16 protein-coding genes are annotated in these 14558 nt (G+C 71.8%); 12 read left to right on the top strand and 4 right to left on the bottom strand.

From position 1 onward, the window contains the following. Positions 1-183 precede the first annotated feature (183 nt). Genes ABH931_RS10590 through ABH931_RS10605 form a run of 4 tightly spaced genes read left to right on the top strand, consistent with a single transcriptional unit; the run spans position 184 to position 4657 of the window. Complete coding sequence (locus tag ABH931_RS10590; RefSeq protein WP_370112090.1) at positions 184-2763, top strand: ATP-binding protein; 2580 nt, start codon at positions 184-186, stop codon at positions 2761-2763. Then, the gene (locus ABH931_RS10595; RefSeq protein WP_370112091.1) at positions 2760-3443 is read left to right on the top strand and encodes a response regulator; all 684 of its coding nucleotides are present in this window, start codon (positions 2760-2762) and stop codon (positions 3441-3443) included. The genes ABH931_RS10590 and ABH931_RS10595 overlap by 4 nt, the downstream gene beginning before the upstream one ends. A 49-nt stretch (positions 3444-3492) precedes the next feature. Beyond that, the gene (locus ABH931_RS10600; protein ID WP_370112092.1) at positions 3493-3891 is read left to right on the top strand and encodes an OB-fold nucleic acid binding domain-containing protein; all 399 of its coding nucleotides are present in this window, start codon (positions 3493-3495) and stop codon (positions 3889-3891) included. A 4-nt stretch (positions 3892-3895) separates the two neighbouring features. Further along, positions 3896-4657, top strand: a complete 762-nt coding sequence (locus ABH931_RS10605; protein ID WP_370112093.1) for a DUF3159 domain-containing protein — start codon at positions 3896-3898, stop codon at positions 4655-4657. 145 nt (positions 4658-4802) lie between these two features. On the opposite strand, the gene ABH931_RS10610 is transcribed toward ABH931_RS10605, so the two are convergent. After that, positions 4803-5468 (bottom strand): TrkA family potassium uptake protein, encoded by a 666-nt coding sequence (locus ABH931_RS10610; RefSeq protein WP_370112094.1) that lies wholly within the window; start codon positions 5466-5468, stop codon positions 4803-4805. Then, a complete protein-coding gene (locus ABH931_RS10615) occupies positions 5468-6130 on the bottom strand; it encodes a TrkA family potassium uptake protein (protein ID WP_370112095.1) in 663 nt (220 codons plus the stop codon). The genes ABH931_RS10610 and ABH931_RS10615 overlap by 1 nt, the downstream gene beginning before the upstream one ends. A gap of 228 nt (positions 6131-6358) precedes the next feature. On the opposite strand from ABH931_RS10615, the gene ABH931_RS10620 reads away from it, so the two are divergent. The 6 genes from ABH931_RS10620 to ABH931_RS10645 all read left to right on the top strand — a co-directional run bounded on the left by ABH931_RS10620 (position 6359) and on the right by ABH931_RS10645 (position 12840). Further along, the gene (locus ABH931_RS10620; RefSeq protein ID WP_370112096.1) at positions 6359-8434 is read left to right on the top strand and encodes an APC family permease; all 2076 of its coding nucleotides are present in this window, start codon (positions 6359-6361) and stop codon (positions 8432-8434) included. Next, positions 8431-9798 (top strand): class I SAM-dependent RNA methyltransferase, encoded by a 1368-nt coding sequence (locus ABH931_RS10625; RefSeq protein ID WP_370112097.1) that lies wholly within the window; start codon positions 8431-8433, stop codon positions 9796-9798. The genes ABH931_RS10620 and ABH931_RS10625 overlap by 4 nt, the downstream gene beginning before the upstream one ends. A gap of 76 nt (positions 9799-9874) precedes the next feature. Beyond that, positions 9875-10111, top strand: a complete 237-nt coding sequence (locus ABH931_RS10630) for a toxin-antitoxin system HicB family antitoxin (protein WP_370112098.1) — start codon at positions 9875-9877, stop codon at positions 10109-10111. Between the two features lie 37 nt (positions 10112-10148). After that, positions 10149-10604, top strand: a complete 456-nt coding sequence (locus ABH931_RS10635) for a fic family toxin-antitoxin system, toxin component (protein WP_370112211.1) — start codon at positions 10149-10151, stop codon at positions 10602-10604. 12 nt (positions 10605-10616) lie between these two features. Beyond that, positions 10617-11447, top strand: coding sequence for a putative RNA methyltransferase (locus ABH931_RS10640; protein WP_370112099.1), 831 nt, complete (start codon positions 10617-10619; stop codon positions 11445-11447). Positions 11448-11664: 217 nt separating this feature from the next. Continuing rightward, on the top strand, positions 11665-12840 hold the full coding sequence (locus ABH931_RS10645; RefSeq protein ID WP_370112100.1) for an AAA family ATPase: 1176 nt from the start codon (positions 11665-11667) through the stop codon (positions 12838-12840). Here the strand turns inward: ABH931_RS10645 and ABH931_RS10650 are convergent. Then, positions 12810-13169 carry a nuclear transport factor 2 family protein gene (locus ABH931_RS10650; protein ID WP_370112101.1) on the bottom strand — a complete coding sequence of 120 codons (360 nt, stop codon included), beginning with the start codon at positions 13167-13169 and terminating at the stop codon, positions 12810-12812. The two genes, ABH931_RS10645 and ABH931_RS10650, sit on opposite strands and share 31 nt — an antisense overlap. A gap of 48 nt (positions 13170-13217) precedes the next feature. Here ABH931_RS10650 and ABH931_RS10655 point away from each other — a divergent pair, with 48 nt between their 5' ends. Together ABH931_RS10655 and ABH931_RS10660 are read left to right on the top strand one after the other, a co-directional pair. Then, the gene (locus ABH931_RS10655) at positions 13218-13559 is read left to right on the top strand and encodes a nucleotide pyrophosphohydrolase (protein WP_370112102.1); all 342 of its coding nucleotides are present in this window, start codon (positions 13218-13220) and stop codon (positions 13557-13559) included. Between the two features lie 149 nt (positions 13560-13708). Next, positions 13709-14284, top strand: a complete 576-nt coding sequence (locus tag ABH931_RS10660; RefSeq protein WP_370112103.1) for a DUF6099 family protein — start codon at positions 13709-13711, stop codon at positions 14282-14284. Here ABH931_RS10660 and ABH931_RS10665 read toward each other — a convergent pair. Continuing rightward, positions 14259-14438 (bottom strand): hypothetical protein, encoded by a 180-nt coding sequence (locus tag ABH931_RS10665; RefSeq protein WP_370112104.1) that lies wholly within the window; start codon positions 14436-14438, stop codon positions 14259-14261. The two genes, ABH931_RS10660 and ABH931_RS10665, sit on opposite strands and share 26 nt — an antisense overlap. Positions 14439-14558: the final 120 nt, after the last annotated feature.

Raw genomic sequence — 14558 nt, forward strand, 5'->3', positions numbered from 1 at the left:
CCACGACGCACCGTGCGGCACCATGTGGTATAGACCAATCTAGCAGCAGCGGAGGCCCCGGCGCTCCCCCTCTTTGGTAACAGCGTCCGAGGTCAGCTGCCGCACCACTACTCCGCACGGGCGACCCGTTCACGTACGCTCGCTGTGCAGGTCGACACCGGGTCGGCAAGGAGAATGGTCGACATGGGACGCGGCAGGCTGCGCATCTATCTGGGCTCGGCCCCAGGCGTGGGCAAGACCTACGCCATGCTGGGCGAGGGCCGACGACGTGCCGAACGCGGCACGGACGTGGTCGTCGCCTTCGTCGAGACACACGGACGGGCGCACACCGCCGAGCAGGTCCAGGGCCTGGAGGTCGCGCCGCGCCGGACCATGGAGCACCGCGGCGCCGAGTTCACCGAGATGGACCTCGACGCGGTCCTGGCCCGCCGTCCCGCCGTCGCCCTGGTGGACGAGCTCGCCCACACCAACGTGCCGGGCTCGCGCCACGACAAGCGCTGGCAGGACGTCGAGGAACTGCTCGACGCCGGGATCGACGTCATCTCCACGGTCAACATCCAGCACCTGGAGTCCCTCGGCGACGCCGTCCTGGGCATCACCGGCGTGCGCCAGCAGGAGACCGTGCCGGACGAGGTGGTGCGCCGGGCCGACCAGATCGAGCTGGTCGACATGGACCCGGAGGCGCTGCGCCGCCGCCTCGCCCACGGCAACGTCTACGCGCCCGAGAAGATCGACGCCGCCCTCGCCCACTACTTCCGCCCCGGCAACCTCACCGCCCTGCGCGAGCTCGCGCTGCTCTGGGTCGCCGACCGGGTCGACGAGTACCTCCAGCGCTACCGCGCCGAGAACCACATCGCCTCCACGTGGCAGGCGCGCGAGCGGATCGTGGTCGGCCTCACCGGCGGTCCCGAGGGCCGCACCCTGATCCGCCGCGCCGCCCGGATCGCCGCCAAGGGCTCCGGCAGCGAGATCCTCGCCGTCTACGTCTCCCGCAGCGACGGGCTGACCAGCGCCTCACCCAAGGAGCTGACCGTCCAGCGCGGACTGGTCGAGGACCTCGGCGGGACCTTCCACCACGTGCTCGGCGACAACGCGGCCGAGGCGCTGCTGGAGTTCGCCCGCGGCGTCAACGCCACCCAGATCGTGCTCGGCTCCAGCCGCCGCAAGGCCTGGCAGTGGATGCTCGGCCCCGGCGTCGGCGCCACCGTCGCCCGCGAGGCCGGGGACATCGACGTGCACATCGTCACCCACGAGCAGGTGGCCCGCGGCCGGATGAAGCCGATCCGGCGGATCGCCAGCCTCGGCCTGCCGCGCACGGTGGCCGGCTGGCTCGTCGGCGTCGGCGGGCCGCTGCTGCTGACCTGGCTGCTGAGCTTCTTCCCCGACACCAGCTCCAACCACACCGAGATGCTGCTCTACCTGGGTCTGACCGTCGGCGCGGCGCTGCTCGGCGGGCTCTTCCCGGCGCTGGCCTCGGCGGCGGTCGGCTCGCTGCTGATCAACTGGTTCTACACCCCGCCGCTGCACACGCTGACGATCAGCTCGATGGAGAACATCATCGCCGTGGCGGTCTTCCTCGCCGTGGCGCTCTCGGTGGCCTACGTCGTCGACCTCGCCGCCCGTCGCACCGCCGAGGCCGCGCGCAGCCGGGCCGAGGCCGAGACGCTGAGCTTCCTCGCCGGCAGCGTGCTCAGCGGGTCGCGCGGCCTGCCCGCGCTGCTGGAGCGGGTCAAGGAGACCTTCCAGATGGAGTCGGTCGCGCTGCTGGAGCGCCCCGACGAGTTCACCCCCTGGCGCACCGCCGGCTGCCTCGGGCCCGACCCGGTCAGCCGCCCCGAGGACGCCGACGTCGACGTGCCCGTCGGCGATCACCTCGCGCTCGCGCTCAGCGGCAGGGTGCTGCCCGCCGGAGACCGGCGGGTACTCGGCGCCTTCGCCGCCCAGGCGGCGGTGCTGCTGGAGAAGCGCCGCCTGGAGGAGGAGGCCGCCGAGGCGCGCCGCCTCGCCGAGGGCAACCGCATCCGCACCGCGCTGCTCGCCGCCGTCTCCCACGACCTGCGCACCCCGCTGGCCGGGATCAAGGCCTCCGTCTCCTCGCTGCGCTCCCCGGACGTCACCTGGGCGCCGGAGGACGAGGCCGAGCTGCTGGCCGGGATCGAGGACGGCGCCGACCGCCTGGACCACCTGATCGGCAACCTGCTCGACATGAGCCGCCTGCAGACCGGCACGGTCGTGCCGATCATCCGCGAGATCGACCTGGACGAGGTGGTCCCGCTCGCCCTGCTCGGCGTCGCGCCCGAAGCGGTGCGCACCGAGATCCCCGAGACGCTGCCGATGATCTCCGCCGACCCCGGCCTGCTGGAGCGGGCGCTCGGCAACGTGATCGAGAACGCGGCCAAGTACAACGCGGGCAACCGCGCGGGTCCCGGCAGGGAGGCCTGCCGCGTCGCGGTCTCCGCCAGCGAGCTGAACGGCCGCGTCGAGGTGCGGGTGGCCGATCACGGCCCGGGCATCCCCGACGACGCCAAGGAGAAGGTCTTCGAGCCCTTTCAGCGCTACGGCGACGCTCCGCGCGGTGCGGGCGTGGGCCTCGGCCTCGCGGTGGCCCGCGGCTTCGTCGAGGCCGGTGGCGGCACGCTGACGGCGGAGGACACGCCAGGCGGCGGGCTCACCATGGTGTTCACTCTTCCGTGTGCGGGACAGCCCGCCGCAGCGCCGGTCGCCAAGGCGGCGCACATCCAGGAAAGGCAGCAGCTCACATGACCCGGGTCCTGGTCGTCGACGACGAACCCCAGATCGTCCGCGCCCTGGTGATCAACCTGAAGGCCCGGCACTACGAGGTGGACGCCGCCCACGACGGCACCTCGGCGCTGGAACTCGCCGCCGCCCGCCACCCCGACGCGGTCCTGCTCGACCTCGGTCTGCCCGACATGGACGGCACCGAGGTGATCCGCGGGCTGCGCGGCTGGACCAAGGTCCCGATCATCGTCCTGTCGGCGCGGCAGACCTCCGACGAGAAGGTCCAGGCCCTGGACGCCGGCGCGGACGACTACGTCACCAAGCCCTTCGGCATGGACGAGCTGCTCGCCCGCCTGCGCGCGGCGGTCCGGCGCGGGGCGCCGGTCGGCCCCGAGTCCGAGAGCGCGATCGTCACCACCGAGACCTTCAGCGTCGACCTGGCCGCCAAGCGGGTCACCCGCGAGGGCAAGGACATCCGGCTCACCCCGACCGAGTGGCATCTGCTGGAGGTCCTGGTCCGCAACAGCGGCCGGCTCGTCAGCCAGAAGCAGCTGCTGCAGGAGGTGTGGGGCCCCGCCTACGGCACCGAGAGCAACTACCTGCGCGTCTACATGGCCCAGCTGCGCCGGAAACTGGAGCTCGACCCGAGCGCGCCGCGGCACTTCGTCACCGAACCGGGCATGGGGTACCGCTTCGAGTTGTAATGCCTGAAGGCAAGGCCTCCCGGCCACGTGCGGGCTGTACCCTTCGGGCATGAGCAGTGAGATCTCCAGCGCGCGCCCGCAGGGGCGGTTGCGGCGCATGTTCAGCAAGCTGGGCAGCAGCAACGAGGAGCTGAACGCGGAGCAGCTGCGGGCGGACGTCGAGACCATCGGCGCCATCCCCATCGCCAGCTGCGGCGATCGCCAGGAGGTCACCGTCAGCGGCACGCTGCGCGCGGTCACGCTGCGCCCGCGCGCCGGGGTCCCGGCGCTGGAGGCCGAGCTCTTCGACGGCAGTGACGCGCTGGACGTGGTCTGGCTCGGCCGTCGTTCGATCGTGGGCATAGAGCCGGGTCGCAAGCTCATCGCTCACGGCCGCATCAGCCACGCACGGGGGCGCCGGGTGCTGTTCAACCCGCGCTACGAGCTGCGCCCCCAGGGACAGGAGTAACCGCGTGAGCCACCGCGCTCCCTCTGCTGACGCTGCTGCCGACAACGGCGGCGCCTCACTGATCGAGGCCTTCGGCGGTGTCCGCGGCATGGTCGACATGACCCTGCCCGGCCTGGTCTTCATCGTCGTCTTCACGATCACGAAGAACGTCGCGGTCTCGTCCTGGTCCGCCGTCGGTCTCACCCTCGTGCCGGTCGCCTGGCGGCTGTGGCGCAGGGAGACGCTGAAGCACGCGCTGGGCGGGCTGCTGGGTGTCGGGATCGGCGCGTTCATCGCCATCGAGTCCGGCAAGCCGCAGAACTTCTATCTCTCGTCGATGATCTACGGCCTGGTGCTGCTGGTCGTCTACGCGGTCTCGGCGCTCGTGCGGTGGCCGCTGATCGGCGTCATGCTGGGGCCGGTCCTCGGCGAGAACATGACGTGGCGCACGCAGAACCCGGGTCGCCTCTCGGCGTACACGAAGGCCACCTGGGTCTGGGTCGCGCTCTTCGCGCTGCGCGCGCTGATCCTCTTCCCGCTGTACTGGGCGGGCCAGGTCACCTGGCTCGGCGTCGCCAAGATCGGCCTCGGCGTTCCGCCGTGGCTGGTGGCGATCTACCTGAACTGGCTGATCCTCTCCAAGGCCCCGGCACCCATCAAGGTCAACCTCGACGAGGAGGACCCGGAGAGCCAGGCGGCACGGGCCGTTGACGAGGCCGTCGACGGCGCACTCCACGAGTTGGCCTCCAGCCCAGTGCCGCAGGAGAAGCACTCCGCCGAGCGTTAGTTGCACCACCCAGGGGCGCGGGGAACTGCGCGACAAGCCACCCTGCGCGGTGACTCGCCGAACGAGCAGGGCCATCCGCATATCGGTGGTCGCTCGCGCAGTTACCCGCGCCCCTGACAGTGCAACTGCCTGTGGGAGCGAAGCCTCAGCCCGTGTGTGGAGCGAAGAGCGCTTCGAGCTCGGACTCCTTCTCCGCCGTCGCGACGAAGAGCAGCTCGTCGCCCGCCTCCAGGACGTCACTGCCGGAGGGCACCAGCACGCGGCCCTCGCGGATGATCGTGACCAGCGCGGTGTCGTCCGGCCAGGCGATCGACTTGACCTGGGTGCCGACGACCGGCGCGTCCGCGCCGAGCGTGAGCTCGACGAGGTTCGCGTCGCCCTGGCTGAACCGCATGAGGGTGACCAGGTCACCCACGCTCACGGCCTCCTCCACCAGCGCGGACATCAGGCGCGGCGTCGAGACCGCCACGTCCACGCCCCAGGCCTCGTTGAAGAGCCACTCGTTCTTCGGGTTGTTCACCCGGGCCACGACCCGCGGCACCCCGTACTCGGTCTTGGCCAGCAGCGAGACGACCAGGTTGACCTTGTCGTCGCCCGTCGCCGCGATCACGACGTTGCACCGCTGCAGTGCGGCCTCGTCGAGAGCCGTGATCTCGCAGGCGTCGGCCAGCAGCCACTCCGCCTGGGGGACCCGCTCCACCGAGATGGACTTGGGGTTCTTGTCGACGAGGAGCACCTCGTGACCGTTCTCCAGGAGCTCGCCCGCGATGGACCGACCCACCGCGCCCGCTCCGGCGATTGCTACGCGCATCAGTGCTCCTCCGGACCCTTCGCGAAGACGGCCTCGACGGCCTCCAGATCGGCGGTGCGCAGCATCACGTGCGCCAGGTCGCCCTCCTGGAGGACCAGCTCGGCGCTGGGCAGGATGCCCGTGCCCATCCGGGTCAGGAACGCGACGCGCACGTCGGCCGCCTGCTCCAGCCTGGAGACCCGGTGGCCGATCCACGCGGAGGCGAAGGGGACCTCGGCCAGCTGCACGGCGCCGCTCGGGTCCTGCCAGTGCGGCTCGGCACCGGAGGGGAGCAGGCGCCGCAGCATCTGGTCGGCGGTCCAGCGGACCGTGGCGACGGTGGGGATGCCCAGGCGCTGGTACACCTCGGCCCGGCGCGGGTCGTAGATCCGGGCGGCGACGTTCTCGACGCCGAAGTTCTCCCGGGCCACCCGCGCCGCGATGATGTTGGAGTTGTCGCCGCTGCTCACCGCGGCGAACGCGCCGGCCTGTTCGATCCCGGCCTCGCGCAGCGTGTCCTGGTCGAAGCCGACCCCGGTCACGCGCCGGCCGGCGAAGTCCGACCCGAGACGACGGAACGCCGTGGGGTCCTGGTCGACCACGGCGACCGAGTGACCCTGCTTCTCGAGGGTGCGCGCGAGGGTGGATCCCACGCGTCCGCATCCCATGATGACGATGTGCACGACCGTCCTTCCGGTGTCGGTTGTCCGAGCTCGATGGTGACACCCTCTTAACGTCCTCTTGTCACCAGGGTGGCACTCCCGGAAGGATTTGGTACCCAGACCGCAGCAGTTGGACCATCTTCCTTCGCGGAACCCTCACACCAGGTCACGGGGCCTTCGCGCCTGCGAAGGCACCAGTTTGTGGACCCCGCTACCTGCGAACCTTCGGCAGCATCTACCATCCTCTGCGTGCCAAAACTCACTGACCTGCCGAAGCGAATCCTTATCGGCCGCGCGTTGCAGAGCGACAAGCTCGGCGAGACCCTGCTGCCCAAGCGGATCGCTCTGCCGGTCTTCGCCTCCGACGCGCTCTCCTCGGTGGCCTACGCCCCCGAGCAGATCTTCCTGTCCCTGTCGGTGGCGGGCATCGCCACGATCCACTTCTCCTGGTGGATCGGCGCCATCGTCGGCCTGGTGATGCTGGTCGTGGTGGCGTCCTACCGCCAGAACGTCCACGCCTACCCGAGCGGCGGTGGCGACTACGAGGTCGCGACCGTCAACCTCGGCGGCAACGCGGGCCTGACCGTGGCCGCCGCCCTGCTCGTCGACTACGTGCTCACCGTGGCCGTCTCGACGACCTCGGGCGTCGCCAACATCGTCTCCGCCGTGCCGTCCCTGCACGGGCACGAGGTGCTGCTCTCGGTCACCCTCGTGGTGGTGCTGATGGCGATGAACCTGCGCGGTGTGCGCGAGTCCGGCACCGCCTTCGCGATCCCGACGTACGCCTTCATGGGCGGCATCTTCGTGATGATGATCTGGGCGGCGATCCGGGACTTCGGGTTCGGCACCCACATGCACGCGGCCAGCGCCGGCTTCTCGCTGGTGCCGCAGGCCGGTCACGTGGACCCGACCGGCATCGCCATGGTCCTGCTGCTGCTCAAGACCTTCTCCTCCGGCTGCGCCGCGCTGACCGGTGTCGAGGCGATCTCCAACGGCGTCCCGGCCTTCCGCAAGCCCAAGAGCAAGAACGCCGCGACCACGCTGCTGATGATGGCCGTGGTCGCCGTCACGATGCTCATCGGCATCATCTGGATGGGCAACCTGACCGGCCTGAAGATGGCCGAGGACACCAGCCAGCTGCACGGCGCCCCGGCGGGCTACCAGCAGAAGACGGCGATCGCGCAGATCTCCGAGGCGGTCTTCTCCAACTTCCACCTGGGCTTCTACTTCATCGCCGCGGTCACCGGCCTGATCCTGGTGCTGGCCGCCAACACGGCCTTCAACGGCTTCCCGGTGCTGGGCTCGATCCTCGCCCAGGACCGCTACCTGCCGCGCCAGCTGCACACCCGTGGTGACCGCCTCGCGTTCTCCAACGGCATCATCCTGCTGGCGGGCGTGGCGATCGTCTTCATCGTCGGCTACGACGCCGACCCGAACCGCCTGATCCAGCTCTACATCATCGGCGTGTTCGTCTCGTTCAACATGAGCCAGACCGGCATGATCCGGCACTGGACCCGCCTGCTGAAGACCGAGACCGACCCGGCCGTGCGCCGCCGCATGATCCGCAGCCGCGTGATCAACGCGATCGGTCTGAGCTGCACCGCCTGCGTGCTCGTCGTCGTCCTGGCGACCAAGTTCATGTCCGGCGCCTGGATGTCCTGCCTGCTGATGGTGGTGTTCTTCATCACCATGAAGGGCATCAACAAGCACTACAGCCGGGTCTCCGCCGAGCTCGCCCTCGACGACGCCGAGGCCGAGGCCGAGGCGCTGCCGGCCCGCGTCCACAGCGTCGTGCTGGTCTCCAAGCTGCACAAGCCGACCCTGCGGGCGCTCGCCTACGCGCAGCTCTCCTCGCGGGGCAGCACCAATCTGGAGGCCGTCACCGTCGACGTCGACCCGGTCGACACCAAGGCGCTCCAGGAGGAGTGGGACCGTCGCGGCATCGAGGTGCCGCTGAAGGTGCTGCACTCGCCCTACCGCGAGATCACCGGCCCGGTCGTCGAGTACGTGCGTGCGCTGCGCAGCCGCAACCCGCGCGACGTCGTCACGGTCTTCATCCCGGAGTACGTCGTAGGCCACTGGTACGAGCACCTGCTGCACAACCAGAGCGCGCTGCGACTCAAGGGCCGCCTGCTGTTCAAGCCCGGCGTGATGGTGACCTCGGTACCCTGGCAGTTGGAGTCCTCCGAGCGCCGCCGCAAGCAGCGCCCGTGGAACGCGCCGGGACAGATCCGGCGCGGTGACATCGGACGCCGCGAGGAGCGGCCCACGGCGTCGGCCTCCGCCGCATCCGCCCCTTCTGCCGCTAAGGACGACCAGGCGTGACCTCCCGCCGCAGCACCGCCACCACCCGCCGTACCTCCCCGTCGGACGCGCCGTCGCTCGTCGGCGAGCGCTACGAGGTCGAGGTGGGCCCGGTGGCCCACGGCGGCCACTGTGTCGCCCGCCACGAGGGCCGCGTCCTGTTCGTCCGGCACGCGCTGCCGGGCGAGCTGGTGATCGCCGAGGTGACGGACGGCACGGCGTCCTCGCGCTTCCTGCGCGCCGACGCGGTGGAGGTGCTGCGGCCCGCCAAGGAGCGCGTCCCCGCGCCCTGTCAGTACGCCGGGCCGGGCCTGTGCGGCGGCTGCGACTGGCAGCACGTCACCCCGGGCGGGCAGCGCAAGCTCAAGGTCGCGGTGCTGACCGAGCAGCTGAAGAAGCTCGCCGGGCTCACCCCCGAGGAGGCGGGCTGGGACGGCAGCGTCGAGCCCGCCCCCGGCGACAAGCTCCCGGCCGGCGAGGTGCCGGCCTGGCGCACCCGTGTCCAGTACGCGGTGGACCCGAAGACGGGTCGCGCCGGGCTGCGCCGGCACCGTTCGCACGACGTGGTGCCGGTCGAGCGCTGCCTGATCGCCGCGCCCGGCATCCAGGAGCTCGGCATCGAGCAGCGTGAGTGGCCGCAGATCGCGAGCGTCGAGGCGATCGCGGCCACCGGCTCGTCCGACCGCGCCGTCATCCTGGTTCCGACGCCCGGCGGCCGCCTGCCGATCGTGGAGCTGGACAAGCCGGTCTCGGTGCAGCGCATCGACGACCAGGGCGGCTACCACCGGGTCCACGGCCGCACCTTCGTGCGCGAGCGTGCCGCCGACCGCACCTGGCGCGTCAGCAACGGCGGGTTCTGGCAGATCCACCCGGCCGCCGCCGACACCCTGGTGAACGCCGTGCTGGACGGCCTCGCGCCGCGCGACGGCGAGAACGCGCTCGACCTGTACTGCGGCGTCGGCCTGTTCGCGGGCGCGCTGGCGGACCGGCTCGGCGAGCACGGCGCGGTGCTCGGCATCGAGTCGAGCAAGCAGGCCGTCGAGGACGCCCGCCACAACCTCTCCGACCTGATCGGCGAGCAGCGGGTCCGGATCGAGGTCGGCCAGGTCGAGAAGCTGCTGCCGCGCACCGGCATCAGCGAGACGGACCTGATCGTCCTGGACCCGCCGCGCTCCGGCGCGGGCCGCGAGACGGCTCTGCACCTGGCCGGTCTCGGTGCCCGTCGCATCGCCTACGTCGCCTGCGACCCGGCGGCGCTCGGCCGCGATCTCGGCTACTTCGCCGACGCCGGCTACCGGCCGGTCAAGCTGCGCGCGTTCGACCTGTTCCCGATGACGCACCACTTCGAGTGCGTGGCGATTCTGGAGCCCCACGACGGGGAATGAGGTTCCTACTGGCCTGAATGTCCTTGTCTCAAACTGACCCCTTCCTGTGCTAGCGGAATCGCGCTAGCTTCAACGTATGGGTAAAAAGCAGCTGAATGTCCGGGTTGACGCCACCACGGCGGAGATCGCGCGGACCAGGGCGGAACAGGAAGGGATCAGCATGAACCAGTACATCGAGAAGCTGGTCCAGCAGGACATGGGCGAGACAGGGCGTGCCTTCGTGGAGGCGGCCGCGCAGTTCATGAAGGAGTACGAGGCGGTCTTCCTCGCCGAGTTCGGCGGGGACCGGGAGGTCGCGGGCCAGCACCGCTGAGCGTCGCAGCGTCGTCGAGGGGGAGCCGTCCTTGAATGTGAACGTCGAGATCGACCTGTCCTGGCTGCTCATGGTCGCCGAGCAGTACACACCTGGCGACCCCCGGGTCACCGACTACGGCTCTCTGGTCGCGGCGGTGACCCGGCATCAGGCGGAGATCTTCGACGTCCTCGTCTACCCCGAACCCGAGGACCGCGCCGCCGCGCTGATGCACCAGCTCATCCGGGTGCCCGCGCTGGAGCGCAACAACGAACTGTTCGCGACGGCCGTGGCCTTCGCCTACCTGGTCGCCGGCGGCGCCTCGGTGGCCACCACGACCCGCGAGATGCGCGCTCTCTCCCGGGCCGTCCGGGAGGGGCGCCTCGGTGTCAGCGGCACCGCGGAACGCCTGGCCGGCTGGGTCGTCGACCAGGCCCCCGAGGGCGTGAGCGAGCACGCCGACGACGAAGAGGAATCCGACGCCGATCCGGACGACGGCCCCGACGAGGACTGAACCGACCGCACCATGCTCCACGACTTCGTTCCCTGGCTGCGCTGCCCCGTCTGCGGCGCCGAGCTGACGCTCGACCAGAACGCGCTGCGCTGCCCCGCGCGCCACTCCTTCGACGTCGCCCGCCAGGGATACGCCAACCTCCTGCCGGGCGGCGCCCACACCGGCACCGGCGACACCGCCGCCATGGTCGCCGCCCGCGTCGACTTCCTCGGCGCCGGCCACTACGCGCCCATCGCGGACACGCTCGCGGCGGCCGTCCCGCCCGACGCCCGCCACCTCGTCGACCTCGGCGCCGGCACCGGCGCCTACCTCGCCCGGGTCCTGGACGCGGTCCCGGAAGCCCGTGGACTGGCCCTGGACATCTCCAAGTTCGCCCTCCGCCGCGCGGCGAAGGCCCACCCCCGCGCGGGCGCGGTCGTCTGCGACGCCTGGCAGCCGCTGCCGCTGCGCGACGCCGTGGCGGACGTGGTGCTCAACGTCTTCGCCCCGCGCCGCGGCGAGGAGATCCGGCGCGTCCTGCGCCCGGGCGGCCTGCTGCTGGTCGTCACCCCCACCCCGCGCCACCTGGGCGAGCTGGTCCGCGAGCTGGGCCTGCTCGGCGTCGACGACCGCAAGGACGAACGCCTCGCCAAGGCCCTGGAGCCCCACCTCACACCCGCCGGCGCGCAGGAGGTCACCGTCACCATGCACCTCTCGCACGCGGAGGTCGCCACGGTCGTCGGCATGGGCCCGAGCGCCTGGCACACGGACGCGGCCGCACTGGCCGCGCGCATCGCGGCACTGCCGGAACCGGTGGACGTGACGGCGTCGGTGCTGGTGAGCCGGTTCGTGGCGACCCGCTAGGGGTGCGAGGCCCTGCCCGATCAACTGCGTGCGCGAGCAACCACCGGTGTGCGGATGGCCCTGCTCGTTCGGGGCTCACCACACGGGGTGGCTTGTCGCGCACGCAGTTGATCGAGCAGGGCCCCGCGCCCCTGAGGATGCCGCAACGTCCCTCGGTGGAGTGGCATCCCCGACGCTGTGACGTTTCGCCGGATCACCGCGGCAATACTGTGCGCCCATGCCCCTCCGCCCCACCATCACCGAAGTCCGGCTGACCGCCTTCAAGTCCTTCCGCGACGCCGTCCTCCCGCTGGAAGCAGTCACCCTCCTGCACGGCGCCCCGGGCGCGGGCAAGACGAACGCGCTGGAGGGACTCGTCGTGCTCTCCGCCCTCGCCGAGGGTGAGGACGTCGGGGCCGCGCTGGCGAGGGCGCGGGGGCAGGGCGCGGACTGTGCGCCGTTCGGGGAGGACACCGTGCGCCTCGGTTGCACCGTGACCGGCCCGCTGGGGGAGGCCCGGCTCGACGTCAGTCTGTGCGTGCGGCGCACCGCGCTCGTCGTCGCGGAGCGGCTGACGCTGGACGGGCGGTTGCTGGTGACCACCGGCGCCGTGGACCACGACGGAGGGCGGCTCGACGTCGCCTGGCACAGCGACGGCCGCCAGGGCGACATCCGTGCCCCGCTGCCCGCCGAGGGCCTGGTCACCGCACAACTGCCGCTGCGCGTCAGCGGCGCGACGGGCGGGGAGCGGCTCGTGCTGGGCGCCGCCGAGCAGGTGGTGACCGCGCTGCGGGAGAGCTTCTCGCTCGATCCGGCCCCGGCCCTGATGCGCGCCTGGGCCCGGGCCGACGACGACGCCCGACTGCGCGGCACCGCCGAGAACCTCTCGGCGGTCATCGCCAGGATCGAGGGCGAGTGCCGGATCCGCTTCGGCAAACTCGTCCAGGCGGCACGGGAGATGGGTTCCGTCCCGGTGACCGGCGTCGGCGCCGTGCGCCGCGTCGCGCCGGACGGCACGGTCCAGGTCTGCGCAGGCCTGGACGAGCCCAGCGGCCGACGTGTCGGCGCCGACGCCCTGTCCTCCGGCGTCCTGCGCCAACTCGCCTTCGCCACGACCTTGCTGACGGGCCCGGGCGTGCTGCAGATGAGCCCGGCCGCGGAGGTCCCCGACGCCGAGCGCCTGCTTCAGGTCCTTGCCGACGGCCTCGACCTGGGCCTGCCGCCCGACCGTGCGACCGCGCTGCTCCGGCTCGCCGTGGAGGTTGCCGCGCGGGGGCACGTCCGCCTGCTGGCCACCGCAGGCGGCGAGCCCGTGGTCCCGGTGCCGGGTGTGCGGACGGTCCTGTGCCGGCGCGACGAGGCCGGCGGGCCGAGCGTGCTGGATCACTCCACGTCCGCGCTGCCCTCACGGTAGATCCTCGCCGAGGCGATCAGGCCGTCGCGGAGCCGGTAGAAGCCGGCGACGGCGTGCGTGCGGCGGTGCCCGTTCACCAGAAACCGCTCGACCAACTGGCAGGCGGCCCGGTCGCCGTCCACGAGCAGGGTCTCCACCGTCCAGGTCGGCAGCGGGCGTTCCAGCGCGCCGGTGAAGAACTCGGTCAGCTCCGTGCGGCCGCGGGCCACCGAGCTGCCGGTGATCCAGACCGCGTCGTCGGTGAAACCCGCCAGCAGCGCCGGGAGATCGCGGTCGTTGAGGGCGCGGACGTGCTCGCGGACGACGGATTCCGTCTCGGTGGCGTTCACCTGCGCAGTTTCGCACGGGCCGCCCCGGGGATCGGGGAGAATCTCCCCATGGACGAACTCACCGTCGAGGTGCTGACGGACCGGCTGCGGGCCTTCGCGGCGGCGCGGCACTGGCAGCCCTACCACCTGCCCAAGAACCTCGCGGCGGCGCTCAGCGTCGAGGCGTCCGAACTGCTGGAGATCTTCCAGTGGTTGACGCCGGAGCAGGCCGCCGGGGTGATGAGCCATCCCCAGCGGGCGCACCAGGTCGAGGACGAGGTCGCGGACGTCCTCGCCTACCTGTTGCAGTTCTGCGGCGTCCTCGGCATCGACCCGCTGGCCGCGTTGGCGGCGAAGATCGAGCGCAACGAACTGCGCTTCCCGGCGACGGAGCCGCAGCCGCTGGACTGAGAGAGCCCCACTCCGACGAGTGGCCGGGTTTTCCACACCCCCGGTTTGTCCACAGATCGCGGGCGGTCCGCGACGGGTGTCGCCGATCCGGCGGAGGGTGGACGCAGACGGAGATCCCGTCGCCTCGGCTCCGAAGGGTGGGTGGCGTCATGGACGCGCTGCGACTGATCAAGGCGACCCGGCACGCGCTGGTGGAGGCCCGCTCGGCCTCGGACGTGACCGTGGAGGCCTGGCAGGCCTGCCGGGTCACCGAGGCCGTCGCGCAGACGGCGGCGCTGGCGCTGACCCAGCGGGCCTTGGAGAGCGGCACTGGGTGTGGTCCGGTGGAGGTCGCCCGCGCGCTGGCCGAGGCCGGCGCGCACGCGGCGGAGTGCGTCGGCCGCCCGCCGGACGAGCCGTTGACGGGAGACCGGGCCGCCAGGCTCACCGAGCTGGCGGATCCCCTGGCGGCGGTGCGGGAGCTGCGCGTGCTGCTGCGGGAGGTCTGCCAGTCGCTGCTGGTGGTCGCCCTCGGGGCGGAGGAGCAGAGCCTCTACTGGTGCTGTGTCGACGGGGTCGACGCGGCGTTCGAGGCCCGCGAGCTGGCCACCGAGCTGATGCGCGCGCTCGGCGCGGCGCCCGGGGAACCTTCGGAACCGGAAGCGCAGCCCGGACCCTGGCCGGAGGCCGCCGCGGGGGAGGCGCTGGCCCGGGTGGGGATCAGGGTTGACCCGCCTCCGAGTTGAAGGCCCCGCCCTCCCAATGCTCCTCGGTGCGGGGCGCCGGGGGCTGGAGCTCGGCGTCGAGCTGGACCAGGTCGGCGCTGAGGGCGGCCAGCATCCGCTCCATCTGCGCCAGCAGGTTCTGCGGGCTCTCGGGTGCGACCGGTGCGTCGGACATGGGTGAGCTGACCCTCCTGGGAACGGGAACAGGCCCGGCGGAGGGCCGGTCCCGTGCGGCCAACGAGCAAAAACGCCGCCCGGTCACTCCCTGTCACTCCCAGGTGGGACCCCGGAGGCG

This window comes from Streptacidiphilus sp. MAP12-33, assembly GCF_041261265.1.
Classification (GTDB): Bacteria; Actinomycetota; Actinomycetes; order Streptomycetales; family Streptomycetaceae; genus Streptacidiphilus.

What these genes read in the sequence shown, in the direction of transcription:
- ABH931_RS10590 (WP_370112090.1), top strand. Translation starts at nt 184, where the DNA reads ATGGGACGCGGCAGGCTGCGCATCTATCTGGGCTCGGCCCCAGGCGTG.
- ABH931_RS10595 (WP_370112091.1), top strand. Translation starts at nt 2,760, where the DNA reads ATGACCCGGGTCCTGGTCGTCGACGACGAACCCCAGATCGTCCGCGCC.
- ABH931_RS10600 (WP_370112092.1), top strand. Translation starts at nt 3,493, where the DNA reads ATGAGCAGTGAGATCTCCAGCGCGCGCCCGCAGGGGCGGTTGCGGCGC.
- ABH931_RS10610 (WP_370112094.1), bottom strand. Translation starts at nt 5,468, where the DNA reads ATGCGCGTAGCAATCGCCGGAGCGGGCGCGGTGGGTCGGTCCATCGCG.
- ABH931_RS10630 (WP_370112098.1), top strand. Translation starts at nt 9,875, where the DNA reads ATGGGTAAAAAGCAGCTGAATGTCCGGGTTGACGCCACCACGGCGGAG.
- ABH931_RS10640 (WP_370112099.1), top strand. Translation starts at nt 10,617, where the DNA reads ATGCTCCACGACTTCGTTCCCTGGCTGCGCTGCCCCGTCTGCGGCGCC.
- ABH931_RS10645 (WP_370112100.1), top strand. Translation starts at nt 11,665, where the DNA reads ATGCCCCTCCGCCCCACCATCACCGAAGTCCGGCTGACCGCCTTCAAG.
- ABH931_RS10655 (WP_370112102.1), top strand. Translation starts at nt 13,218, where the DNA reads ATGGACGAACTCACCGTCGAGGTGCTGACGGACCGGCTGCGGGCCTTC.
- ABH931_RS10660 (WP_370112103.1), top strand. Translation starts at nt 13,709, where the DNA reads ATGGACGCGCTGCGACTGATCAAGGCGACCCGGCACGCGCTGGTGGAG.
- ABH931_RS10665 (WP_370112104.1), bottom strand. Translation starts at nt 14,438, where the DNA reads ATGTCCGACGCACCGGTCGCACCCGAGAGCCCGCAGAACCTGCTGGCG.